Genomic DNA, 23990 nt, shown 5'->3' with positions numbered 1-23990 from the left:
GCGCGGCAGACGCGACTGCCGTATACCCGATGTCATTCATTGGTTTTTCCTTTGGGGCGCAGGCGCCGGTACAGGGACTCGTTGCGACGGATTGCAGCTTTCACTTCATCGAGGAGCCAAAGCCGCGGTCGGGCGAGGATATGCCGGAGGATGGTTATCGACTGAGCCACGCGCCACATACCGTGCAATCCACGCCGGTTGGCGGCCTTGTGCGACTCGAGGAGGAAGTAGAGGTCGCCTTTGCTGCGTACCGGGGCGGAAGCGATCGTCCACCACGTCGCGCGCTTCGCAAAGCCCTGCGGTTCGATACCTGCGGCCAAGTAGTTCAGTTGTGTACTGACGCACTTTTCGCAGACACCGCAATTGCCGCCGGTGTCCGGGTTCTCCCAGCAAACTCTTATCTTGTCGGCGAGTTCGCTGTTGGCTGCGACGAAGGCCAGGCGCTCGGTGCGGGTCTTTGCGCCGCCCTCGGTTCGCAGCTGCATGGCGCCGCTCAGAAGCGGGTTGGTGACGTAGTTCGAGCCCCATGGAATGTCGATTTCATCGTAGCCCTCGTCCGAGCCGACAACAGCAACATCGGCAAGGCCATGAAACTGATTGAGTGACGCCACGACACCAGCCATGTGCTCCATGCGCCAGTTGTGGCAAAGCTGTTCACGCCAGTTGGTGGTGACAGTCGCAAGCGGAACGTCGAGTGTTTTCAGTGCAGTGCGGGCGCTTTTTGCTGCGCTAGCGAAAGCGTGAGTGCTGGATAGGGGGATATCAAGGCCATGAACCAAAACCCCGGCGGCGGGGGCAACGCTGCGCCGGCCTACGGCGCCGCGCGCGTGAACCAGAATCGAGTATGCGGAGTCTAGCCCGCCGGAGAAGGCGACCACCGAGCGGTTCTTATCCGAGCGGATTTCGGTGATTTCAGTGTCCGCCGTAACTGGCACCGTCTTGTACTGCTTGGGCAACCAGTTGTGCCAGGCGTCCTGGAATTCCTCGATATTAGCCAGAAGCGTCCGGCTGACAGGGCCGGCGACGTGAAGTGGGCGCCCCAGACGCATGGCCGTGAAGATCGAGGCGATGACAGCGAAATCGAGACACTGGAGCGGAGCCGGTGTCACCCCCGCGATGCGGAAGAACACCTGCTGTCCATCGAGCGTCATGGTGCGGGTAACGCTATCCTCATCCCGCGTTTCTGCAACAGACAACAAAAGCGGCTTGTCCGACTTGGCGACGGTATCACCTTGGAGCATGAAGTTCATACGTCCACCTCTTTTGGGTCGGGTTGGCGAATTAGCATGCGGTAGCGGAAAAAGAGGAAAGGCAGGATGGCGAGCTGCATGACGACGAGGCTTGCGTTCGCCGTGGCGGCATCGATGGTGCCGAAAAGGTAGCACCCGGAAAGGAAGCTCAAGCCAGCTGCCAGGCCCACCAGATTGATCCGCAGGAGATAGCCTGTATCCCGCAAAACGGTCAGTCCGACGGACAGAGGCGCAGTTGCTAGCAAAGGCACGAGAACGAGAATGCGCATCCGCAGTTCAAGCGTCGCATCGGCATAGCTGTCGCCGTAGAGCAGGCCCAGGAACAGCTCTGGAAAGAGCAGCATGACGGCAATCGGTGCGCCGGAGAGCGCAAGCAATGTCAGCCCGGTGCGGCGCACCATGCGCTGAAACGCTTGCGAGTTTCCGCCAGCGAATGCTCGCGCCGCCCGGGATGTGTCGACATCTAGGACGCTGGAGATGATCAGACCGATTGGACGCTCGAGTGTCCGCGTCACGGTGAATATCGCTACCGCAGCGGGTGTGCCGACCAGTGAGAGGAGGATCTGCGCCGATGCGTAGCTGGATTGCCAAAGCGCCGAACTGCCGCCAAGGCTCGAAATCAGCTGCCATGAGCTGAGCACTCGCGTGAGGCCGCCACTGCTGAACCGAGCCCGAAGGCAGTTTCGGATGCAAAAAATCAATCCGGGAAGCCCATACGCCAGTGCCAGAACTGTGGCAGCGCTGGTGGCCGAAATCGATCCAGTGCTCCAGAAAAGGTAGATCCCGACGATATAGACGAGGCCATACAATCCGGTCTGTGTGATCAAATGGACGAGTTCGTCCCAGTGATGATGCATACGGCGGGAGAATGAATAGACCGCAGCACCCAACAGTATTGGGCCGGCCCACATGACCTGTTGCGCAAAGCCGGGCACGATATCGATGAGCGACCAGCCAAGCCCGAACAGGGCCAGTGACATGATCGCCGCGACCGCAAAGTGCCACACGAGCCAGTCGCCGAATGTGCGCTGATCGTTTTCAGGCTCCGGGCACACGACGATGAACGGACTGATGGTCAGCGAATCGTGGATGAACTGCACAATCAGCGCGATGCCGAGGGCTCCGCCGAGAATACCGAAGCTGGAAACATCCAGAATGCGCGAGAACGCAATCAGACCCAGCATGGAGATGAGACTGGTGAGCACCTGCTCGGCACCACTCAGCAGCCGGTGCGTGGGCCACTTGCGCGGCAGCGCGAAGCTTCGCCCGAGAACGGTGATAGAAGGCGCCCGTGGCTCTATTTCGGCTGCCAACGTCATCCTCAACCTCAACGCGAACGAGTCAGCAGCAGCCAGATGGCTACTGGATTTGTCTTGAGGTACCGCCAGAACAGGCGTTTCGGCTCCATTAGCAAACGCCACAACCATTCGAACCCGGCACGCTGCGCCCAGGCGGGAGCGCGGCGAACCTTACCCGCCATGTGGTCGAAGAGACCGCCAGCAGTCTTGATAAGGCCGACATTGGGCAGCTTGGCACCGTGGTCGCGGAAGAAATATTGTTCGCGTGGGACGCCGAGGCCAAGCCACAGGATATCGGGCGCCAGAGCATTGATTTCGGCCAGCTTGTCCTCGAGCGCCTCTTCAGACAGATAGCCGTGCGAGGCACCGACGATGCGCAAGCGTGGGTACTGCGTCCTGGCTGCGGCGACGGCCCTGGCATTCTGCTCCGGCTCCGCACCGAACATATAAAAGGTTGTGCCAGTTTCTTCGGCCAGTTTGGCCACGTCGTGAAACAGGTCCGTGGTTGCGGTTCGCTCCGGCAACGGCGTGTGGCAGAGGTATCGCGAGGCAATCACCAGCGGCTGGCCATCCGCCACGACTTGATCGGCCTCAGCGAAAAGCCGAGCGAGTTCCTTGTCGGCATTGACCCGCGCAATGACTTCGCCGTTGGCCGACGTAAAGAACGCGGGGGTGCCACGGGTGCGCTTGGATGCCAGGTTGATCATCAAGCGCGCTTCGGCGGCGCGGTCGATGACCCGGATCAGCATGCCCCCGAGCGTAATAACCGCCGGCTCGACAGTGTCGACGAACGTGTCAGAAGGCGCGATCGTACTCATCGGGCATTGCTCCGAGCCATGGGGGAAAACACTGTCAGCACGAGGATCCAGAAATCGAACAGGAGCGACCAGTTTTCGATGTAGTGCAGGTCGTGCTCGACCCGGCCCTCGAGCTGCGCGCGCTGCGAGGTTTCACCGCGAAAGCCGTTGACCTGAGCCCACCCGGTAATTCCAGGTCGCACGCGATGACGATGCGCATAGACGTCGAGTTCGCGGCTCAACTCGTCATCGTGTGAGATCGCATGCGGGCGAGGGCCCACAAGGCTCATTTGTCCAAGAACCACGTTTACCAGTTGCGGCAGCTCATCGATCGAAGTCTGCCGCAGGATGCGGCCGACGCGCGTGATGCGCGGATCGTTCCGCTGCGCTTGCTGCATGGCGTAGCCGCTTTCGGTGACGCGCATGGAGCGGAATTTCCAGATCAGGAACGGCTCGCCGTTAAAGCCTCGGCGGGCTTGGCGGTAGAGCACCGGACCGCGGGTCTCTAGCTTTATCGCCAGGGCTACGAGTGCGAACAGCGGCATCAGCACGAACAGGCCTATCGCAGCCAGGACCAGGTCCATAGTCCGCTTCAACAGCACAGAGGATTCATTCATCGGCGGACGCACGAAGCGCAGCACGTTGTTCGGCCCGAAAGTGATGACGTCGATGAACTTCAGGGTCTTGTCGTTCAGCGAGGGCGCGAACAGCAGATTCAGCGCATAGCGCCTGAGTTCCGTGAGAATCGGGGCGAACTTGTCGAGTTCCGAGATGTCGCCGACGAGGATGATCTGGTCCGTTCCGCCCTTCAGAAGAGTCTTGGCGAACTCCGTCACGACAACCGCATCGATCTCGCCGCCCGCGTCCTGCGCCTCCTCGAGATAGAGAGCCGATTCAACCCGATGGCCCTGCAGCTTGACGTCCGCGCGTCCCAGAAAGCCGCTGACCGCCTGCCGAGTGCCGATGATCCCGACGCTCTCGTAACTCAGCTGGCCCTGACTGATGCGGTTGGCAATGGCGCCGTGAAGGCGAAGGCGCAGGAGGGACATCACCGGAAGGCTTGCAAGATAGCCGAGCGTCAATGATGCGCGGCTGAAGTCCTCAACCTGGCCGACGAGAAACGCCGCCAGCAGCACGAGTGCAACGCTGGTCGTGCAAGCAGACAGGACCTGGCGAAACACCCGCTCCGGGGTCATCGCGATCTCCAGCAGACCACTCGCCGAGTACGCGGCAAAGCCGGCATAGATGGCCGCTCCCAGCGCTCCGTAGGTGACGTAGAGCGCGGAATCGAAGGTGGCGACTGTCTGGTGGAGAACCACTACGTGGTAGCTCAGCGCAGCAATGCCGAACAGCGCGAAAACGGCCAGGCTTTCAAGAGCTGCAATAGAAAGACAGAGTACAAGCCGGTCTGTAATGACCGCCGGGGCCGAAAAAGCCCGCCTTTGAACCCTGGTAGGCGTAAAATCGGAGAGGGCCATCGAAAGTCCATTCGGATAATTCGGGCCAAGTCCTAGACTTAATTAGTACGCAGGTCTCTCGAGTGATTAATTTTAGGTTAAGTGTAAGATTTTATTTAATTTACTGAGAATTCAAAAGAACACGGACTGTCGCCGGGAGTGGTCCTGACAACATCGACGCGATTGTCGACACTGGCCACCACGCGCAGCGTCGTTGCCCTTGGTGCCGGACCATTGGCCGCCCACCGAGGCTCGAAACTCACAATGGCGGCCTATGAGTAATAGGCTTTAGCCGGGGATGTCGCTTGGGTCGTGGCCGTACGTATTCCGCTCACGAATCTGGCCGTCCTCGCCCTGCAGAAAGGCCTCGCCTTCAGTCTTTTTGGCGCGCTCTTTGGTCTCTTTCCAGGCTTCGGCCTGGGTGGAGTGCACCGACGTGGCCCGCTCCGCGCCTTCGCGCTTCACGGCCCAGCCATCCGGGTGTTTTACGGTCCAGTAGTTCTTGTCGTTGGCCATAACCTGTCCTCCTTTGCTGAAGTGGGGCCAACGCCTGGCATAGGCGATGGCCCCACACTCATTAGGTTCAGCTGCAGCCGGTTGTCGTGCCGCAGGTGTCGCACTTCAGGCAGGTGCCGTTCCGCACCATGGTGAAGTTGTGGCACTCGGTGCACTGGTCGCCGGTGTAGCCCTTCATCTGCGCTTCGGCCCGCAGCAGTCCGGTGTCTTTCGAGGGTGGCGGGCTGGGGATGGGATCGAGCTCAGCGGCGCCAAGAGCCGTTGGCGAAGACTCGATCTTGACCGAACTCGACGGCTTCAAAGCAGTGACCGTTGAGCCTTGCCCCCCATTTGCCGGTTGCTGGAAATGCTCGGCCGTGACGAGAACCAGTGACTTGTTGGTGACCTTACCGCGCGACATGCCGCGGGAGACGAAGCGCTCGGCAGGCATCGGTGCGGGCGCGCCGCTGGGACGCGTGCTCTGCTCTTCGGCAACGCCCTGGCTGAGCGATGTCGGGCTTTCCGGATTGACGTGCGCGAGATCGTTGCGATCGAGATAGGACACCGCAAGTTCCCGGAACACATAGTCGAGGATCGACGTCGCATTCTTGATCCGGTCATTGCCCATGACCATGCCTGCCGGCTCGAACCGGGTGAAGGTGAAGGCCTCCACATATTCGTCCAGCGGCACGCCGTATTGCAGGCCGATCGAGATCGAGATGGCGAAGTTGTTCATCATCGCGCGGAAGGCGGCGCCTTCCTTGTGCATATCGATGAAGATCTCGCCAAGGCGGCCATCCTCGTACTCGCCGGTGTGCAGGTAGACCTTGTGGCCACCAACGATCGCCTTCTGGGTGTAGCCCTTGCGGCGATCCGGCATTTTCTCACGCGTGCGGACCGCGACTTCGCGCTCCACGATGCGCTCGACGATCTTCTCGGCGACTGCCTCGCTGCGTGCTGCTGCCGGCAGGGCGGCAATTGCTTCGGCGACCTCATCCTCTTCATCATCCTCGACAGCGAGGACCGACGAATTCAGCGGCTGGCTGAGCTTTGAGCCATCTCGATAGAGCGCGTTTGCCTTCAGAGCCAGGCGCCAGGACAGCATGTAGGCATTCTTGGCGTCATCAACGGTGGCGTCGTTCGGCATGTTGATGGTCTTGGAGATGGCGCCAGAAATGAACGGCTGAGCCGCTGCCATCATCAAGATGTGGGATTCGACCGACAGGTAGCGCTTGCCGATCTTGCCGCACGGCGTGGCGCAATCGAAGACGGGAAGATGCTCGTCCTTCAGGAACGGGGCACCTTCAAGCGTCATCGCACCGCAGACGTGGATATTCGCGGCCTCGATATCCTTCCTCGAGAAACCGAGGAACGGCAAAAGTTCAAAGGAGAAATCGTTCAGCTGCTCGTCGCTGACGCCGAGAGACTTTAGGAAGTCGGCGCCGAGCGTCCACTGGTTGAAGACGAACTTGATGTCGAAAGCCGACTTCAAGGCGCCATTGAGAGCGGCGATCTTCTCGTCGGTGAAGCCTTTGGTCTTCAGGGTCGACGGATTGATGCCTGGAGCCTGGTTGAGATTGCCATGGCCGACGGCATAAGCCTCCATCTCGGCAATCTGGTCCTCTGAATAGCCGAGCGTGCGCAGGGCAGGGGGAACGGCCCGGTTGATGATCTTGAAGTAGCCGCCACCCGCGAGCTTCTTGAATTTGACGAGCGCGAAATCAGGCTCGATGCCGGTCGTGTCGCAATCCATCACCAGCCCGATCGTGCCGGTGGGGGCGATCACGGAAACCTGTGCGTTGCGATATCCATGCTGCTCGCCGAGCGCCAAAGCCTGATCCCAGGCGTGGCGGGCGCGCTCACCAAGAGCGGCATCCTTGAGGTTGGCATGATCAAGCGCGACCGGTGCGATCGACAGGCCCTCATAGCCTTCTGCATTGCCGTGCGCCGCGTTGCGATGGTTGTGGATGACGCGCAGCATGTGCTGGGCGTTGCGCTCGTAATCCTTGAACGGTCCGAGCTCGCCAGCCATCTCGGCCGACGTGGCATAGGCGACGCCGGTCATGATCGCGGAGACGGCACCGGCGATGGCACGGGCCTCGTCACTGTCATAGGGAATACCCGAGGTCATCAGCAGCCCGCCGATATTGGCGTAGCCGATGCCGAGCGTACGGTATTCAAACGAGCGCTGCGCAATGGCCTTCGAGGGGAACTGCGCCATCATCACGGAGACCTCGAGGACGATCGTCCAGAGGCGTACCGTATGCTCGTACGAGGCCGTGTCGAACGAGCCATCCTTGTTGCGATAGGGCAGCAGGTTCACTGAAGCGAGATTGCACGCGGTGTCATCGAGGAACATGTACTCGGAGCACGGATTGGACGCGTTGATCGGTCCGGCTGCCGGGGAGGTGTGCCACTCGTTGATTGTGGTGTGATACTGGATGCCGGGATCCGCCGACGCCCAAGCGGCGTAGCCGACCTGATCCCAGAGATCTCGCGCCTTCAGGGTCTTGGTAACGTTGCCCTTGATGCGGCCGATAAGATTCCAGTCACCGTCGGTTTCGACGGCCTTGAGGAAGTCGTCAGTGACTCGCACCGAGTTGTTGGAGTTCTGGCCGGAAACAGTCAGGTAGGCCTCGGAATCCCAATCGGTGTCGTAAACCGGGAATTCGAGATCGGTATAGCCCTGCCTGGCGAACTGAATGACGCGGAAGATGTAGTTTTCCGGCACCAGCGCCTTTTTCGCGGCCTTTACCTCGCGCTTGAGGGCAGGGTTCTTGTTGGGATCGTAGCAATCGTCGTTATTGCCCTCGCAATTGACGCAGGCCTTCATGATCGCCTTGAGGTGCTTCGAGACGGTCTTGGACCCGGTAACGAGAGCGGCGACCTTCTGCTCTTCCTTCACCTTCCAGTTGATGTACTGCTCGATATCCGGGTGATCGATATCGACGACGACCATCTTGGCGGCACGACGCGTGGTGCCGCCGGACTTGATGGCACCCGCGGCGCGGTCACCAATCTTCAGGAAGGACATCAGGCCGGACGATTTACCGCCGCCCGAAAGCTTCTCGCCTTCGCCGCGCAGAGCGGAAAAGTTGGAGCCGGTGCCCGAGCCATACTTGAACAGGCGCGCCTCACGCACCCACAGATCCATAATGCCGTTTTCGTTGACGAGATCGTCTTCGACGGACTGGATGAAGCAGGCATGCGGCTGCGGATGCTCGTAGGCCGACTGCGACTGCACGAGCTGATGCGTGAACGGATCGACATAGAAATGGCCCTGGCCGGGACCATCGATGCCATACGCCCAGAACAGACCGGTGTTGAACCACTGCGGAGAATTGGGCGCAACGCGCTGCGTGGCGAGCATGTAGCACAGCTCATCAAAGAAGGTGCGCGCATCGTCTTCGTTGTCGAAATAGCCGCCCTTCCAGCCCCAATAGGTCCAGGTGCCGGCCAGGCGATCAAAAACCTGGCGCGAATCCATTTCGGAGCCAAAGCGATCGTCTTCGGCAACGTCTGCCATTGCGTCCTGATCGGGCACGGAGCGCCAGAGCCATGACGGGACGTCATTCTCCTCGACCTTCTTGAGGGCGCGCGCCACACCGGCTTTACGGAAATACTTCTGGGCGATGATATCCACCGCCACCTGGCTCCAGGCGGCAGGAACCGCGATGTCGTCCAGCTTGAAGACGATTGATCCGTCGGGATTGCGAATCTCGCTGGTCGCGGAGCGGAATTCGATCCCGGCGTAGCGGTCCTGATTGGCGGCGGTAAACCGGCGTTCGATGCGCATTCTTGTCGTAGTCCCCAAAAACTGCGGGCAGCGCCCGCTAACCGATCCCTCGGTTTCTCCGAAATCTATCTATCTGACGCTTATGCACTGCGCGCCCTCAAGGGGCGGCAGGCCCTATGCCCGCGCTTTCGACTGATCAAAATGCCAGTCGTGTCGCGAGCGTTTCCGATTGCTCATAAGGTCATCAGAACTGGAGCGAGAGTGTTCCGATTCAATTTCGTGGTCAACGCAGAAAAATCACTAGCCCTTGTGTCCAGACTGCATACCGAGCCTAGTGATAGTAGGTGAGATATGTGGATTCCGGGGACAAAATCCAAGCTTTTCGCGAAGACTTCGAGTCTAATCTTAGCTGCCGGAACAGCAGCCAATCGGTGTTGGATCATCACCTCGAAACTGGCGCGTAACCCGTTCAAGATACGCATTGATTGAAAGCGTTGCACGGCGGGTAACAGGTGGTTAACCCTGTGCGTAACCAGCCCCGACTCGGGTGTCACACAAGTGTCAAGCGCGGAAATTTGTGTGCATTGGTGGTTCACCTCGCGAGGCGCCATGTTGTGCTTTCGCACCACAACACGGGTCTAGGCTCGAGAGCCTGCTCATGCTAGAGCAGGCACGAACGCAGACCGACACGCGGGCAGCCCAGTGGCAGACAATTCTTTCAAGCAGTTTCTCTCGGAAATCTTTGTCTGGTGGCACGGCCAGACCTGGGGCACGCGGCTGTGGCTCAAACGCTTCGGCGAGCATGTCGGCACAGACGAGTTCGGTAATCGCTACTATCTGGATCGCAAGCATGACCGTCGCTTCGTGCGCTATAACGGCCCGGCTGAAGCGTCGATGATCCCGCCGGGTTGGCATGGCTGGATGCATCACCGCACCGACGTGATTCCCGGCGAGGGCAGCTACAAGCCGCGCGCCTGGGAAAAGCCTCACGTTCCCAACCACACCGGCACGGCGCTGGCCTATCGTCCTGACGGCAGCCTTCTGACCAAGGGCGAGCGCCCGCGCGTCACCGGCGACTATGACGCCTGGTCACCGGAATAAGCCTTGCTGCAGCGCGGATACTTGAAATGAGCCGCAAACTGCTCTGGTCAGTGCGGGCAGGTGGCGTTATCGCATCGATATGCGCGGCGCTGCTGCCTACGACGGCTTCCGCACAGATGCTTGCGAATCCCATCGCGCGTTTCGCAGGCCTCGACAAGATTACCGCGCGCATCACCGAGTTCGACGTATACCTCAATGAAACAGTGCTGTTCGGTGCTTTGGAGGTCACTCCGAGGGCTTGCTACAGCCGATCGCCAAACGAGACGGTGCAGCGGACCTCGGCGTTCGTGGAAGTAGACCAGCTCGACCTCGAAGGCGAAAGCGAACGAATATTCACCGGGTGGATGTTTGCCGACAGCCCGGCACTGCATGCGGTCGACCATGCGGTCTATGACGTATGGCTAGTCTCGTGCAAAGTCACGACCGACGTGCCGCCGCCGGATCAGCGCTGAGCGCTCTAGTCAAAACAGCTCGTCGAGCGTGGTGAAGTAGCGATAGCGGCGCTCATTCCAGTGCTCGCCATAAGCGCGCAAGAACGTTTCAATGTGCTGCTGGCCGCAGTTGTCGGCGACGCTGCGGCAGGCAATGGCGAGGTCTTGCCAGCGATCAGCGACCCCAACCCGGCCGCAATCAACCATGCCCGCAAACCCGTTGGACGTTGCCATGAAGTTTGGAATGCTGGCATCGCCGTGGGTTACGACAAAATTCTCATCATTTAGAGGGTTGGCTCCAAGCCAATCCAGAACCTGGGAGGCGGACCAGCCCAACCGCTCGTCGTCGAAATCGCTCTCATCCACCAGGCCGGCTGAAATGTTGCGTCTGCCGACGGCGATCCGTTTCTCGGCCGCATGGTCGAACGGGCAGGCGGCGGTCGGCAAATCGTGAAGCTGGTGCAGGGCTTTCGCCAATATGGTGCAGAGCCGCTCGGGATCGTCAGCCAAGGCGGTCAGGTCTTCGCCCTCAACCGCAGTCATCAGCAGAAAATGCGAATCTGCGGTCGATGCGAATGCGATCTGTCGCGGGGCGGGCATTTCCATCGTCTCGAGCCAACGAAGACGCTCGGCTTCGCTTGGCAGTTCGCTGGTCGGGCGGGCCGTTTCGCGCTTCAGGATGAAGGTTTCGCCTTGATGATGCAGGCGCCACACGGAGGCGCTCGAACGCCCGATGGTGATAGCCTCCCACTCTGCAGCTTCAAGGTGAGCCAGTGAGGATGGAAGTTGCAGTGCGCTCGTCATTAGGGTTTGCGGTCCATGCGTGCCAGTCTGCCTCGACGGCAAGCGCATGCGCGAGCCGGTCCTCATAGGCCGAACGAGGAATTTCGATGGCGCCGAGAGAGGCGAGGTGTGGGGTTATAAACTGTGTATCCAGAAGGACATAGCCGCCAGCGTTCAAGCGCTCTACAAGATGCGCCAAGGCAATTTTCGATGTGTCTCTTCGGTGGTGGAACATCGACTCGCCAAAGAAGGCGCCGCCAATCGCCAAGCCATAGAGACCGCCCACCAGCTCCTCGCCGTCACGCACTTCGACCGTGTGGGCATCACCGCGCCGGAAGAGTTCTCCGTAGACGCCACGAATGGTGTTGTTGATCCAGGTCTCGGTGCGCCCCGGTGCAGGCGTCGCGCAGGCGTCAATGACTGCGTCAAAATCCTGATCGACCGTAACAATATAAGGGTGCGTCTTGAGCGTCTTGCGGAAGCTCTTTGATACCCGAAAGCCGTCGAGCGGAATTATCCCGCGCTCTTCGGGCGAGACCCAGAACAAATCCTCGTCCTGTGCATCTTCTGCCATGGGGAAGATGCCGGCCCGATAGGCGCGCAGGATCAGGTCCGGCGTGATCTCGACCGAAAATGGATCCTGATTGCGCACCATAATCCCATTCACGAATGCAGACGCGCTTTGGGCGCGTCTGCTGCCGGCAAACGGCCTGAGATCAGGCCTTGTTTTCAGCCAGGAACTTTTCGAGCCAGTGGATGTCGTACCGCCCGGCCAGAATATCGGGTTCCTTGATCAGCCGCTGGAACAGGGGAAGCGTCGTTTTGATGCCGTCGACGACGAACTCATCGATGGCACGGCGCAGCCTTTGCAGACATTCCTCGCGAGTGCGACCGTAGACAATCAGCTTGCCGATCAGCGAGTCGTAATATGGAGGAATGCGGTAGCCCTGATAGACGGCCGAATCGACGCGAACACCGACGCCGCCAGCGGGATGGTAGAACGTAATGGTGCCGGGTGAAGGCGCGAACGTCTGCGGATCTTCGGCGTTGATGCGCACTTCGATTGCGTGTCCAAAGAACTGGACTTTCTCTTGCGTCAGCGAAAGCGGTTCGCCGGACGCCACGCGAATCTGCTCGTAGACGATGTCGACGCCGGTGATCCGTTCAGTGACCGGATGCTCCACCTGCAGGCGGGTGTTCATCTCGATGAAGTAGAAGTTCCCGTCTTCATACAGAAACTCGATGGTGCCCGCGCCGGAGTATTTCAACTTGCGCATGGCAGCGGCGCAGATCTCGCCAATCTCGTCGCGCTCTTTCGGCTCGATCGTCGGGCCACCGGCCTCTTCCCACACTTTCTGGTGCCGGCGCTGCAAAGAGCAATCCCGAACCCCAAGGTGCACGGCACGCCCCTGGCCATCACCAAGGACCTGGACCTCGATGTGACGCGGCTTGCCGAGATACTTCTCCATGTAGACGGAGTCGTTTCCAAACGCCGCCTTGGCTTCGGATCTCGCAGTAGACCACGATGTGAGCAGGTCCGCTTCGGATCGGGCTACCTTCATGCCGCGCCCACCGCCGCCAGCGGTGGCCTTGATAAGCACAGGGTAGCCAATCTCCTTGGCGGTGCGAAGGGCGTCCGCCTCTGTTGCGACAGCGCCTTCAGATCCTGGCACCACCGGGATTCCAAGTTCAACCGCGGTCTTCTTGGCGGTGATCTTGTCGCCCATGATTTCGATGTGATGGGCGGAGGGGCCGATGAAGGTGACGTTATGCTCGGTCAGAATCTGAGCGAAACGGGCGTTCTCGGAGAGGAACCCGTAACCCGGATGGACCGCATCGGCGCCGGTGATCTCACAGGCGGCCATGATGGACGGGATGTTTAGGTAGCTGTCCCGTGCGGAGGCGGGCCCCACACAGACGCTTTCATCAGCCAGGCGCACGTGCATGGCGTTGGCATCGGCGGTCGAATGCACGGCGACGGTTTGAATGCCGAGCTCCTTGCAGGCGCGCAGGATGCGCAAAGCAATCTCGCCTCGGTTGGCGATCAGAACTTTGGAGAACATGTTGATCTCCTACTCGATGACCACGAGCGGTTCGCCGTATTCCACCGGCTGGGCGTCTTCGACCAGAATTTTCGTGATGGTTCCGGATCGATGCGCCGGAATCTGGTTCATTGTCTTCATCGCCTCGATGATGAGGACGGTCTGGCCCTCGGTGACCTTGGCGCCGACTTCGACGAACGCCGACTTGCCAGGCTCGGGAGAGCGGTAGGCGGTGCCCACCATGGGAGAGGTCAATGTGCCCGGATTCGATGCGATGTCATCCGCAGGGCTCGATGCCGGAGACGATGCGCCGGTTGCGGGCGTCGCCGGCGCTGCCGGTGTCTGCGGCGCCTGTTGTGGCGCGGGCGCGTAAGCCTGCATCATCGCCGGAGCCGGTTCCGGAGCGTATGAACGGGTAACGCGAACGCGGAAATCCTCCTGCTCGATCTCGATCTCGGCGAGGTTTTCCTTGTTGATCAGTTCGGCAATGGTCCGGATCAGATCCTGGTCCACCAGTGTTGCCTTGGTCATTTGTTCGGCTCCCGCGGTTACGCGATGATGTATTATTGCAGTTGTTCGGCCAGTGCCCTGAGGGCCAGTGTATATCCGCTGGGGCCCAGCCCGCAAATAACGCCCGTTGCGACCAGCGATACATAGGAATGGTGTCGAAACGATTCACGCTGGTGAATGTTGGACAGATGCACTTCGACGACCGGAAGGCCAATGGCCTTCAGGGCATCGTGCACCGCAACGGATGTGTGGGAATAGGCGGCCGGATTGATTACGATGGCATCCGACGTCAGGCGTGCATCCTGTATCCAGGTCACAAGCTCGCCTTCAGAATTCGTCTGGCGAAAGTCGAGCGTCAGCCCCAACTCGACGGCGAGCGCCTTACAGGACTGCTCGATATCCCTGAGAGTTGCGACGCCGTAGACACCCGGTTCGCGAGTGCCCAGCAGATTCAGATTTGGACCGTTCAGAACGAGAATGCGCTTGGCCATGGTCCTTGCCTTTTCACCCGGCCCAGCGGCCGGTTGCAAGCCCGGTTACAGGAATTGCACTGAAAAGGCAAAGCGTATGGGGCGCGATCAGCCCTCGCAAATCGTGCTGCCACAGGCCCGCACATTGGCGATCTTCTCGCGGAGCGCGTCGACACCGATGGCTCCTGGCACGATCTCATCGCCGATTATGTACGTTGGGGTGCCAGTGATGTTGAGCCCCTGAGCTACCTCATAGGAATTCTGGATGACCTCGGCGACGCGCTCGGCGTTCATGTCGAGTTCCAGGCTGACGGGGCTGAGCCCGAGTTCCTGGGCCGCATCGAGAGCCACCTGCTTGTTCACCTGGCCGCGAGAGGTGAAGAGTGCCTCATGGAACTGCCAGTAATCGACATCCTGCTCGTTCACTAGGATTGCAACGCGCGCAGCTTCCACTGATTCCTGCGAGAGAATGGGGAATTCTTTCAAGATCACCTTGAGCTCCGGGTCTTCAGCGAGGAGCGTGGCAAGATCCGGCAGGGCCTGTCGGCAGTAGCCGCAATTGTAGTCGAACAACTCAACGAGCGTAACGTCACCGTCAGGATTGCCTAGGACCACATCGCCCTCGGCGTTATAGATCTGGTCTTCATAGGTCGCGAGGGCCGCACGGGCCGTGGCCTGTTGCTCGGTACGCATCCTTGTTTCGAGTTCCGCAGACATCCTTTGAAGAATCGAGGGGTCCGCCATCAGGTAGTCCTCGATCATCGGATTCAGCGTCTCCGGATCGATCTGTGCGGTCTCGATAGGAGCGGCGACGGGCTCCGGCGCGGGCCTAGTTGCATCATACTCGGTGATCGCTTCGTCGACGATGCTCCGGACGGCGACCGCGTCCGTCTCGGTCGGCTGGCTTTCAGCGTAGTAGTATGCAGCGCCACCGCCGACTGCAGCTCCAGCAAGCGCGACGAGAGCGTAGGCGATACGTGACATGGGCGGGCTCCGAGAATCAAACGATTGCCGATTAGGTAACAGGCTCGGGCAAAAATACCATTGAAGAGGTTAAACGGGGGGCAACCGGTGCTCAATTGTGGTTGAGCGAGTGACCATTTCCACGCTAGCCATGCCGGCAGACACGGAGCACCCATGACCCAACGCGCCAAGCCCGTCCTGATGCCGTTTCATGCCATGGAGGTGATGCGCGAAGCGCACGACCTCGAAGCAGAAGGGCGCACGATCTGTCACCTGGAAGTGGGCGAACCCGGCGCGCCGCCAGCGCCGAATGTTCTTGAGGCGGTGAAGCAGGCGCTTCCTCACCCGCAGCGATATACGAACGCCAAGGGCATGCCGCAACTGCGAGGACGGCTAAAGCAGTACTATGCGGAGCAGCATGGCGTCGACATTGCCTCCGAGCACATCATAGCCACGATGGGCTCGTCTGCAGGGTTCATTCTGGCCTTCCATACGGCTTTCGCCCCGGGTGCGCGCATCGCCGTGACCCGACCCGGCTATCCGGCTTACGTCAATACGCTCGTGGGTCTCGGATTCGAGGTGGTCGAGATTCCGGTCAGCGACGCCGACGGATGGCAGCTGAGCGGGCGCGCGATTGCCGAGGCACACAGACAGGAGCCATTCGAAGGATTGCTGTTCGCCAGTCCGGCGAATCCAACCGGCGCCGTGGCGGGCAGGGGAGCCCTAATAGAGATTGTTGAGACCTGTCGCGAGCTCGGGGTGCGCCTGATCTCCGACGAGATCTACCATGGGCTCGACTACGGCGGAGATTCAACGAGTGCTCTCGAGTTGTCCCGCGATGCGATCGTCATCAACAGCTTCTCAAAATACTATTGCATGACCGGGTGGCGGATTGGCTGGATGGTGGTGCCAGAGGCGCTGATCCGGCGTGCCGAAATACTGCAGCAGAATTTCTTCATTTCGGCGCCGAGCCTCAGCCAGGTGGCGGCGTTGGCGGCGCTTGGCGAACGCGACTATGCAGAAGCGCAGAAAGCTGGCTACGCCAAAAATCGCCTCGCGCTAAGCGATGGTCTCAGGCACCTCGGATTTGAGCTCGGCACGGTCACAACGGGAGCCTTTTATGCCTATGCCGGCATTGGCCGGTTTTCGGACGACTCGATGAGCTTCTGCCAGCGCATGCTGCACGAGGCCGGCGTGGCTGCGACGCCAGGCGTCGATTTCGATCGGGTCAATGGCCATAACTATGTGCGGTTCTCTTACGCCGGAACGGCGGAGACGATGAACGATGCACTAGAGAGGCTGGAGACAATGCTGAGCTAAGCTCCCGGTCAGCCGAAATGCAAAGGGCGGCCAACGGGCCGCCCTTTTTTCATTAGCCAAGCCCGAGGCGGCGCTGCCACCAGCCGCGCTTTTTCTTCTCCGGCTCGCCCTTGTCTTCTGAGGTTCCTGTCGAGGAACTGACGACAATGCCTTCTTCGGGCAGATCTGGTCGTGCACGAACCGGACGCTCGCCTTCGGCCGTGGTGTCTTCCCCCTCGGCAGTTGGTGCGGGTTCCGGTGCAGGCCGATCAGCAGCCGAGACTGCTTCCTCCACAACCGGCTCCACCGCCTCTGGCGCGGACATTTCGGGTTGACCTTCGGCAGCACCTTCCGGCTCGGCTGCCGGTGTTGGCGCTTCCTCGGCTGGGGCGGAGGTCTTGCGCCGCGAACGAGGCTTACGCTTCGGCTTTTCCTGCTTGGCTGGCTCGGCTTCCACAGCATCGGCCTCTGGAGCATCAGCCACAGCAGCAGCGGCTTGCGCGACCGTTTCCGCTTCGGTCTGCTTCTTGGTACGCCGCCGGCGCTTCGGCTTTTCTGCCGGTTGTGCGTCTTCAGCCGGCGACGGCTCTGGCGCCTGGCTGGCCGCGAGATCGGGCTGCTCGATGCTTGCGGAGGGCTCTTCGACCGCCTGTGGGCGCTCAAGGTCGGCGTTTGCGGGATGCGCATCAGCCGGCACTTCGCCCTCACTCTGCGCAGGCACAGCGGCCTGGGCGTCAGCGTTCTCAGAGTCAGTCGCTGCAGATGTGCCCTCGGTTTCGCCCTCGTTGCGACGATTGCGACGCCCGCCGCGCCGACCACGGCGACGGCGTTTGCGGTTTTCGCCCTTATCGTCGTCCGCATTATCCTGCGAGGCTTCTGCTGCCTCCTGATCGTCCGACGTTTCGTCGTCGGCGGCTTCGCTGGTCTTTGTATTCACGGCCGCTTCTTCGTGCCGCTCACCATTGCCATTGTTGCCGCCACGGCGACGACGACGGCGCTTGCGGCGCGAGGATGAGCCCTCGTTCTCCTGCTCAGCCGGAGCGGTCTCTTCTGCCTCGGTCTCTTCCTCTTCGATCTCGTCGAAATCGGTGCTGTCGACGCGGACCGGGGCCGTTTCGCGAACTTCGGCAACGAAGCCAGCGCGCTGTTCCGTGCGCTCGAGGTTGAACTGGCTCGCCGTGAGCTTCGGATCGGCGGTGATGGTGATGCTCAGCGCATGCCGGCCCTCGAGGGTGGTCAGCGTGTCGCGCTTGTAGTTCAGAATATAGAGCGCAACATCGACCGGCACATGCACATTCAGGGACTGGCCGGGCTTGCGCAGCACATGATCCTCGACATGGCGCATGACCATCAGGGCGACGCTTTCGGTGGAGCGCACAAGACCGGTGCCATCACAGATCGGGCACTTGTGGGTCGAACTCTCGACCACGCCGAAGCGGATGCGCTGACGGCTCATCTCCATCAGCCCGAAATGGCTGATGCGGCCAACCTGAATTCTCGCCCGGTCGTCCTTGAGACATTCCTTGAGCTTGCGCTCTACAGCACGATTGGAGCGGTTCTCCATCATGTCAATGAAATCGATGACGATCAGACCGGCAAGATCGCGCAGGCGCAGTTGGCGCGCGACTTCTTCTGCGGCCTCGAGATTGGTCTGAAGCGCCGTGTCCTCAATGTTGTGCTCCTTGGTGGAGCGTCCGGAGTTGACGTCGATCGAAACCAGCGCCTCGGTCGGATTGATCACAAGATACCCGCCGGAAGGCAGGGTGACCTGGGGCGAGAACATCTGATCGAGCTGCCCCTCCACGGTGAACCGCGAAAACAACGGCTGCTCGTCGGCGTAAAGCTTCACGTTCTCGGCGTGGGACGGCATGATCATCTTCATGAAGTCCTTTGCCTCGCGATAGGCGTCTTCGCCTGCCACAAGAACTTCAGCGATGTCTTTGTTGTAGAGATCGCGGATCGTTCGCTTGATCAGCGAGCCTTCCTCATAAACGAGGCAGGGCGCCTGCGACTGCAGGGTCAGGTTGCGCACATTTTCCCAGAGCCGCATCAGGTATTCGAAGTCACGCTTGACCTCGGCCTTGGTGCGGCTGGCGCCGGCGGTGCGCAGGATCACGCCCATGCCTTGCGGCACTGAAAGATCCGAGGTGATTTCCTTGAGGCGCTTGCGATCAGCGGCGTTGGTGATCTTGCGCGAGATGCCGCCACCGCGTGCGGTATTGGGCATCAAAACCGAATACCGGCCGGCAAGTGAAAGATATGTCGTGAGGGCTGCGCCCTTATTGCCCCGCTCTTCCTTGACGACCTGGACCAGCATGACCTGCCGGCGCTTGATCACTTCCTGGATCTTGTAGCGGCGCATCAGGTTACGCTTGCGTTCCGGCACTTCCTCGAGCGCATCGCCACCGCCGACACTCTCGACGGACTCGCGGTGCTCGCCATTCTCGGGCGGATCCTGCGGATCCGAGTCGGCGGCGGGTTCAGAGACGCCCTCGGGAACACTTACATGATCATCGTCATGGTCATTATGGCGCGAGTGCTCGGCTTCTTCAGCCTGGATCAGCGCCTCACGGTCGGCGACGGGGATCTGATAATAGTCCGGGTGGATTTCGGAGAAGGCGAGGAAACCGTGCCGGTTTCCGCCATACTCAACAAACGCCGCCTGTAGTGAAGGCTCTACACGCGTGACCTTTGCGAGGTAGATGTTGCCGCGTAACTGGCGGCGACTAGCGGACTCAAAATCGAAATCTTCGAGCTTGTTACCGGATGTGACGACGATCCGTGTTTCTTCCGGGTGGATGGCATCCACCAGCATTCTCTTGGTAGCCATAGACTAGAACTCCGGGTGCCCGCGCGCCGCCGCGGGCGGAATTCCACCGTCCGGGCAAGGCGCCATGCGAGGCGACTATTGTGATGGGGGAGGCGTCATTGACGCCAGACGTTCCGGGGAGGTCGTGCCGAATAGGCGTGGCGCAGGCGAGCATGTGTCGTCTCGTTACCTTGCGCTCTATCCGCCGTCGGGCCATATGACCTCTTCCTTGTGGGCGCCGTCGCATTGCAACCGGCGCCTTGATCGAACTCATCGCAGATCACGTGAGCCGAAAACCTTTGAAGTCGCCCATCGTGCAACGCGTCACTTCTGATGCGCGTCCTACGGCTCCGAAATCTCGGCCGTTATGCCCTTGGTGGCCCAAAGGAACAGGCGTTCTTCACCTTTAGCGTTTAGGGCTGTTGCTGCCAATTAGCAACAGGAAACATCGAGCGCGCCGACAAGCCAGCCCTGCGGCGACGGGGAGTTTGCGCGTTCTGGCAAATCACCGCATAACAAGATTCGATGCCTGGGCCCGCGCAGCAGGGCCCGGCAAGAGCCGTTTTCCCGAGGTGTTCGACACATTGCCCAAGTTCAGAATTCTGGCTTTCGCATTTGCCGCTATGATGCTGTTGCCCACGGGGATCGCAGCGGGACAGGATGATCAACCCTCGTCGACGCAGAATCAGCCGATTACCATTCAGCCGCTTTCGACTGCGCAGCCTGCCGAAACTCCTCTGGCAACAAGCGGGCTTCCACAAGTTCTCGAAGCGCGGGTGTCGTCGACTGCAGATCGTGCGCGGCTGGTTGTCGATCTCTCGCAGCAATCAGAGTTTGCGCTGGTGTCTTTGAGCGAGCCGAACCGTATTGCGGTCGACGTGCGCGCCGAGCGGCAGAAGGCTGTCGATCAGGTCGAACCCGCCGCGCCAAGCGGCGAGGGGCTTATCGCGGACTATTCGGTTCAGCAGCTGGGCAGCGAACGCGTACGAACAACCCTGGAGCTTTCGCAACCGGCCCAGGTGCAGCAGGCCTATGTCCTCGAGGCGTTCGACGATCAGCCGGCCCGGCTCGTTGTCGATATCATACCGGCAACGCCTGAAGTGTTTGCCGCTAATGTCGAGCGCGACCTGCAGCAAGCTAGCAGCACGGAACAGCCGACGCCTGCGGTAGAGACGGTGCCAGGTGGCTCAAATATCGCCGCGCAGTCCCGGCCCCTCATCGTTATCGATCCGGGGCACGGAGGCATAGACTCGGGGGCCGAGGCAGACAACGGTGTCAAAGAAAAGGATATCGTGCTCGATTTCGCATTGAAGCTTCAGGACATACTTCTGGAATCCGGCCGCTTCGATGTTGCGCTGACGCGTCAGGACGACACGTATCTTCGTCTCGAACAGCGCGTGATGCTGGCTCGTCAGAACCGCGCGGACATGTTCATATCCATTCACGCAGACAGCTTTCAGCAACCCGAGATTCGGGGCGCCAGCGTCTACACGCGTGATGAGAACGCGACCGACGTTCTCGACAAGGTTCTGGCAGACCAGGAGAACAAAGCCGATGTGATCGCCGGCCTGGCGGCCCCGCATATGGCGCCTCAGGTTGTTGATATCTTGGTGGATCTGCTGCGGCGGGAAATGCGCGTGCAGTCCTATCTTGCGGCGCAGTCTATTGTTCATCAGTTGGAGCCGAGCGTCGAGCTTCGTCGATTTCCGGTGCGCCAGGCCGATTTTTTCGTGCTGCAGGCCCCGGACGTTCCTTCCGTCCTGATCGAACTCGGTTTCTTGTCCAACAATCAAGATGCTGCGAACCTCATGCAAGGCGAGTGGCGTGATCGGACTGCCAATGCTATTGCACGCGGCATCTCGACGTATTTCGACGATGCACGAACTGCAACGCAGATGGCAGACACCGCGCAGTAAGGTCGCTATTTAGACGCCGCGGGTTAGGGCAATAAGAATCTGACGCTGGGGGGCGAAGGATAGAGAGGCAAGATGTTCCGTGTACTAGGCTGGCTGTTCGGACTTGGCATGTTCCTCGCGCTCGCGGGTGTTGCCGGCGGTGCGGTGTATCTGTCGAGCGTGGCCGCAGGCTTGCCCGACTACACAGTGCTGAAGGACTACCAGCCGCCTGTCACGACGCGCGTGCACGCCGCCGATGGAACACTGCTGGCGGAATATGCACGCCAGCGCCGCCTCTTCCAGCCAATCGAGACGGTACCGCCGCTTGTCGTCGACGCCTTCCTCTCTGCCGAGGACAAGGATTTTTACTCTCATAACGGCATCGCGCTGGATGGCGTTGTGCGCGCGGCCCGCGACAACATCATCGAGATGATGAACGACGGCAACGGACCGCTCGTCGGCGCGTCGACGATCACCCAGCAGGTTGCAAAGAACTTCCTGCTTTCAAGTGACCAGACATGGGACCGCAAGATCCGTGAGGCGCTCCTCGCGTTGCGGATCGAGTCTGCTTTTACCAAGGACCAGATCCTCGAGCTCTATCTCAACGAGATCTTTCTCGGGCTCAACTCCTATGGCGTTGCTGCCGCAGCATTGAACTACTTCGACAAGGCGCTTTACGAGCTTACCCCCGCTGAAGCGGCATACCTTGCCGCGTTGCCGAAGGGGCCGAACAACTATCATCCCTACCGGCAGCCGGAAGCGGCAGTATCGCGCCGCAACTGGGTTCTCGAACGGATGCAGGAAAATGGCGTTCTAACCGCCGAGGAGACGCGCGCAGCCAAACAGGAACCGCTTGAGGTGACGCCACGTGGGTCGGGCAACCAGCTCTACTCAGCCGAGTACTTCGCAGAGGAAGTGCGCCGTGAAATCGGCAGCCTTTATGGCGAGGATCAGCTCTATGGCGGCGGTTTGTCCGTGCGTACTTCGCTCGACCTCGAATGGCAGGCCTACGCCCGCAAGGCGCTGATGAACGGTCTTATTGCTTTCGATCACCGTCAGGGCTTCCGCGGACCCGTAGCCAGTATTGAACTTGGCGATGATTGGGGCACCGCTGTCAGCGAGATCGAACCGCTCGACGACGTACCGGAGTGGCAACTCGCAGTGGTCCTTGAGATGCAGCAGAACGAGGCCAGCATAGGCCTGCGTCCTGCCGCCGGGCCGGATGGCGCAACTGGCTCCGAGCGCGCCACTGGAAGACTGCCTGGGCCCGAGATTCGCTGGGTATCCAGCCCCTTGTCGCAACTTCTTGAAGTTGGCGACGTGGTTTATGTCTCTCCCGTAGAAGGCAAGGACGGCGTCTACACGCTTGAGCAGATCCCCGAGATCGAGGGGTCCCTCGTCGCCATGGATCCGCGCACCGGCCGTGTACTGGCGATGGTTGGCGGTTTCTCATTCGATGAATCGGAGTTCAATCGCGCAACGCAGGCGCTCCGCCAGCCAGGCTCCGCATTCAAGCCGATCGTCTACTCGGCAGCGCTTGATAATGGCTACACACCTGCCTCAGTGGTGCTCGATGCGCCTGTAGAAATCCGCAACAACGATGGCAGCATCTGGCGGCCGGAGAATTATTCCCAGCAGTTTTACGGGCCGCAGACACTGCGGCGCGGGATTGAAAACAGCCGCAACGTGATGACGGTGCGCCTGGCGCGGGATATCGGGCTTCCGCTGATCGCGCACTACGCAGAAAAATTCGGCGTCTACGATGAGATGAATCCGGTCCTCGCGATGGCGCTTGGAGCGGGTGAGACAACAAATCTCCGCCTGACCACTGCCTATGCGACGATTGCGAATGGTGGACAGAAGGTCAATCCGACACTGATCGACCGTATTCAGGACCGTTACGGCAAAACGATCTACCAGCACGATCAGCGCCGCTGCGACGGCTGCGATGCTGCAGCCTGGGAAGAACAGGCGGAGCCGCGGATCGTCGATACAGGCGAGCAGGTTATCGACGCTATGACCGCCTACCAGATCACTTCGATGATGGAGGGTGTGGTGCAGCGTGGTACCGGCACAGGAGCGCGTTCGCTTGGACGTCCTGTGGCTGGCAAGACCGGCACGACCAATGACTACAAGGATGCCTGGTTTGTCGGTTTTACCCCCGAACTGGTCGTCGGGATCTACCTCGGCTACGACGTACCCCGCTCGATGGGACGCGCTTCGACAGGCGGCGAGTTTGCTGTCCCGATCTTCACGGAGTTTGTCAGCCAGGCACTCGAAGGCCAACCGGCGACCCCATTCAACGTGCCACAAGGCATGCAGACGGCCTGGATTGATCCGGCAAGCGGTGTTCAGGTTTCCGGAAGCGGCGGTGGTATTGAGGAAGCCTTCAAGCCGGGCACGGGACCGAACCCCGAGCGCTCAATGATCGGGTTGAACAGGCAGAACTATGACACGCCACCAGCTGCTGCTAGCCAACCACCGTCACAGGGACAGGTTGGGACCCGAGTGGTCCGACGTTTGCCATCTCAGAGCGGCGGCTTTCAGGAGCCAGAGCGCTCTTCTGGAGGCAGCGGCGGAAGCTTCAACTGGCCGACCGCGCGCAGCCTGACAGACTAAAGAAAAGGGCCGGAGCGATGCTCCGGCCCTTTTGT

Annotated in this window: 18 protein-coding genes; 5 read left to right on the top strand and 13 right to left on the bottom strand. The window is 60.4% G+C overall.

Translation table 11 applies throughout. The annotated features are described in order from the left end of the window. Positions 1 to 32 precede the first annotated feature (32 nt). The 6 genes from IE127_RS01660 to IE127_RS01635 form a co-directional block, all read right to left on the bottom strand. Positions 33 to 1250, bottom strand: a complete 1218-nt coding sequence (locus IE127_RS01660) for a hypothetical protein (protein WP_189422773.1) — start codon at positions 1248 to 1250, stop codon at positions 33 to 35. Then, positions 1247 to 2569, bottom strand: coding sequence for a lipopolysaccharide biosynthesis protein (locus tag IE127_RS01655; RefSeq protein WP_189422772.1), 1323 nt, complete (start codon positions 2567 to 2569; stop codon positions 1247 to 1249). Before IE127_RS01655 ends, IE127_RS01660 begins: the two co-directional genes overlap by 4 nt. A gap of 8 nt (positions 2570 to 2577) precedes the next feature. Beyond that, entirely contained in the window at positions 2578 to 3366 is a 789-nt protein-coding gene (locus tag IE127_RS01650; RefSeq protein WP_189422771.1) for a WecB/TagA/CpsF family glycosyltransferase, read from the bottom strand. Then, complete coding sequence (locus IE127_RS01645; protein ID WP_189422770.1) at positions 3363 to 4823, bottom strand: exopolysaccharide biosynthesis polyprenyl glycosylphosphotransferase; 1461 nt, start codon at positions 4821 to 4823, stop codon at positions 3363 to 3365. The genes IE127_RS01650 and IE127_RS01645 overlap by 4 nt, the downstream gene beginning before the upstream one ends. 267 nt (positions 4824 to 5090) lie before the next feature. Beyond that, positions 5091 to 5318 carry a DUF2188 domain-containing protein gene (locus IE127_RS01640; protein WP_189422762.1) on the bottom strand — a complete coding sequence of 76 codons (228 nt, stop codon included), beginning with the start codon at positions 5316 to 5318 and terminating at the stop codon, positions 5091 to 5093. 67 nt (positions 5319 to 5385) lie between these two features. Beyond that, positions 5386 to 9093, bottom strand: a complete 3708-nt coding sequence (locus IE127_RS01635; protein ID WP_189422760.1) for a vitamin B12-dependent ribonucleotide reductase — start codon at positions 9091 to 9093, stop codon at positions 5386 to 5388. Positions 9094 to 9735: 642 nt separating this feature from the next. On the opposite strand from IE127_RS01635, the gene IE127_RS01630 reads away from it, so the two are divergent. Together IE127_RS01630 and IE127_RS01625 are read left to right on the top strand one after the other, a co-directional pair. Next, a complete protein-coding gene (locus tag IE127_RS01630) occupies positions 9736 to 10134 on the top strand; it encodes an NADH:ubiquinone oxidoreductase subunit NDUFA12 (protein WP_189422758.1) in 399 nt (132 codons plus the stop codon). Between the two features lie 26 nt (positions 10135 to 10160). Next, entirely contained in the window at positions 10161 to 10586 is a 426-nt protein-coding gene (locus tag IE127_RS01625) for a DUF2155 domain-containing protein (RefSeq protein ID WP_373297265.1), read from the top strand. A gap of 9 nt (positions 10587 to 10595) precedes the next feature. Here IE127_RS01625 and IE127_RS01620 read toward each other — a convergent pair whose 3' ends face one another. From IE127_RS01620 to IE127_RS01595, 6 genes are all read right to left on the bottom strand, one after another. After that, the gene (locus tag IE127_RS01620) at positions 10596 to 11369 is read right to left on the bottom strand and encodes an APH(3') family aminoglycoside O-phosphotransferase (RefSeq protein ID WP_189422756.1); all 774 of its coding nucleotides are present in this window, start codon (positions 11367 to 11369) and stop codon (positions 10596 to 10598) included. Continuing rightward, complete coding sequence (gene aat / locus IE127_RS01615) at positions 11326 to 12003, bottom strand: leucyl/phenylalanyl-tRNA--protein transferase (protein ID WP_189422754.1); 678 nt, start codon at positions 12001 to 12003, stop codon at positions 11326 to 11328. The genes IE127_RS01620 and aat overlap by 44 nt, the downstream gene beginning before the upstream one ends. A gap of 61 nt (positions 12004 to 12064) precedes the next feature. Then, a complete protein-coding gene (gene accC / locus IE127_RS01610) occupies positions 12065 to 13411 on the bottom strand; it encodes an acetyl-CoA carboxylase biotin carboxylase subunit (RefSeq protein WP_189422752.1) in 1347 nt (448 codons plus the stop codon). A 9-nt stretch (positions 13412 to 13420) separates the two neighbouring features. Continuing rightward, positions 13421 to 13921, bottom strand: a complete 501-nt coding sequence (accB, locus tag IE127_RS01605; RefSeq protein ID WP_189422750.1) for an acetyl-CoA carboxylase biotin carboxyl carrier protein — start codon at positions 13919 to 13921, stop codon at positions 13421 to 13423. Positions 13922 to 13953: 32 nt separating this feature from the next. Next, positions 13954 to 14391 (bottom strand): type II 3-dehydroquinate dehydratase, encoded by a 438-nt coding sequence (gene aroQ, locus IE127_RS01600; protein ID WP_189422748.1) that lies wholly within the window; start codon positions 14389 to 14391, stop codon positions 13954 to 13956. Between the two features lie 87 nt (positions 14392 to 14478). Then, complete coding sequence (locus tag IE127_RS01595; protein ID WP_189422746.1) at positions 14479 to 15354, bottom strand: DsbA family protein; 876 nt, start codon at positions 15352 to 15354, stop codon at positions 14479 to 14481. A 153-nt stretch (positions 15355 to 15507) separates the two neighbouring features. On the opposite strand from IE127_RS01595, the gene IE127_RS01590 reads away from it, so the two are divergent. Next, positions 15508 to 16653, top strand: coding sequence for a pyridoxal phosphate-dependent aminotransferase (locus tag IE127_RS01590; protein WP_189422744.1), 1146 nt, complete (start codon positions 15508 to 15510; stop codon positions 16651 to 16653). A gap of 52 nt (positions 16654 to 16705) precedes the next feature. Here the strand turns inward: IE127_RS01590 and IE127_RS01585 are convergent, their stop codons facing one another. Then, a complete protein-coding gene (locus tag IE127_RS01585; protein ID WP_189422742.1) occupies positions 16706 to 19462 on the bottom strand; it encodes a ribonuclease E/G in 2757 nt (918 codons plus the stop codon). 563 nt (positions 19463 to 20025) lie between these two features. Here IE127_RS01585 and IE127_RS01580 point away from each other — a divergent pair. Together IE127_RS01580 and IE127_RS01575 are read left to right on the top strand one after the other, a co-directional pair. Further along, positions 20026 to 21357: an N-acetylmuramoyl-L-alanine amidase gene (locus IE127_RS01580; protein ID WP_189422740.1), complete on the top strand. Its 1332-nt coding sequence runs from the start codon at positions 20026 to 20028 to the stop codon at positions 21355 to 21357. A 72-nt stretch (positions 21358 to 21429) separates the two neighbouring features. Continuing rightward, positions 21430 to 23955, top strand: coding sequence for a penicillin-binding protein 1A (locus IE127_RS01575; RefSeq protein ID WP_189422738.1), 2526 nt, complete (start codon positions 21430 to 21432; stop codon positions 23953 to 23955). Positions 23956 to 23990: the final 35 nt, after the last annotated feature.

The sequence above is a fragment of the Devosia pacifica genome (assembly GCF_014652635.1).
Lineage (GTDB): Bacteria > Pseudomonadota > Alphaproteobacteria > Rhizobiales > Devosiaceae > Devosia > Devosia pacifica.
The sequence above is the reverse complement of the archived record's forward strand: the minus strand, read 5'-3'. Positions and strand labels throughout refer to the sequence as shown.

What these genes read in the sequence shown, in the direction of transcription:
- IE127_RS01645 (WP_189422770.1), bottom strand. Translation starts at nt 4,823, where the DNA reads ATGGCCCTCTCCGATTTTACGCCTACCAGGGTTCAAAGGCGGGCTTTT.
- IE127_RS01640 (WP_189422762.1), bottom strand. Translation starts at nt 5,318, where the DNA reads ATGGCCAACGACAAGAACTACTGGACCGTAAAACACCCGGATGGCTGG.
- IE127_RS01595 (WP_189422746.1), bottom strand. Translation starts at nt 15,354, where the DNA reads ATGTCACGTATCGCCTACGCTCTCGTCGCGCTTGCTGGAGCTGCAGTC.
- IE127_RS01575 (WP_189422738.1), top strand. Translation starts at nt 21,430, where the DNA reads ATGTTCCGTGTACTAGGCTGGCTGTTCGGACTTGGCATGTTCCTCGCG.
- aat (WP_189422754.1), bottom strand. Translation starts at nt 12,003, where the DNA reads ATGGTGCGCAATCAGGATCCATTTTCGGTCGAGATCACGCCGGACCTG.
- IE127_RS01660 (WP_189422773.1), bottom strand. Translation starts at nt 1,250, where the DNA reads ATGAACTTCATGCTCCAAGGTGATACCGTCGCCAAGTCGGACAAGCCG.
- aroQ (WP_189422748.1), bottom strand. Translation starts at nt 14,391, where the DNA reads ATGGCCAAGCGCATTCTCGTTCTGAACGGTCCAAATCTGAATCTGCTG.
- IE127_RS01590 (WP_189422744.1), top strand. Translation starts at nt 15,508, where the DNA reads ATGACCCAACGCGCCAAGCCCGTCCTGATGCCGTTTCATGCCATGGAG.
- IE127_RS01655 (WP_189422772.1), bottom strand. Translation starts at nt 2,569, where the DNA reads ATGACGTTGGCAGCCGAAATAGAGCCACGGGCGCCTTCTATCACCGTT.
- IE127_RS01620 (WP_189422756.1), bottom strand. Translation starts at nt 11,369, where the DNA reads ATGACGAGCGCACTGCAACTTCCATCCTCACTGGCTCACCTTGAAGCT.
- IE127_RS01625 (WP_373297265.1), top strand. Translation starts at nt 10,161, where the DNA reads ATGAGCCGCAAACTGCTCTGGTCAGTGCGGGCAGGTGGCGTTATCGCA.
- accC (WP_189422752.1), bottom strand. Translation starts at nt 13,411, where the DNA reads ATGTTCTCCAAAGTTCTGATCGCCAACCGAGGCGAGATTGCTTTGCGC.
- accB (WP_189422750.1), bottom strand. Translation starts at nt 13,921, where the DNA reads ATGACCAAGGCAACACTGGTGGACCAGGATCTGATCCGGACCATTGCC.
- IE127_RS01585 (WP_189422742.1), bottom strand. Translation starts at nt 19,462, where the DNA reads ATGGCTACCAAGAGAATGCTGGTGGATGCCATCCACCCGGAAGAAACA.
- IE127_RS01635 (WP_189422760.1), bottom strand. Translation starts at nt 9,093, where the DNA reads ATGCGCATCGAACGCCGGTTTACCGCCGCCAATCAGGACCGCTACGCC.
- IE127_RS01650 (WP_189422771.1), bottom strand. Translation starts at nt 3,366, where the DNA reads ATGAGTACGATCGCGCCTTCTGACACGTTCGTCGACACTGTCGAGCCG.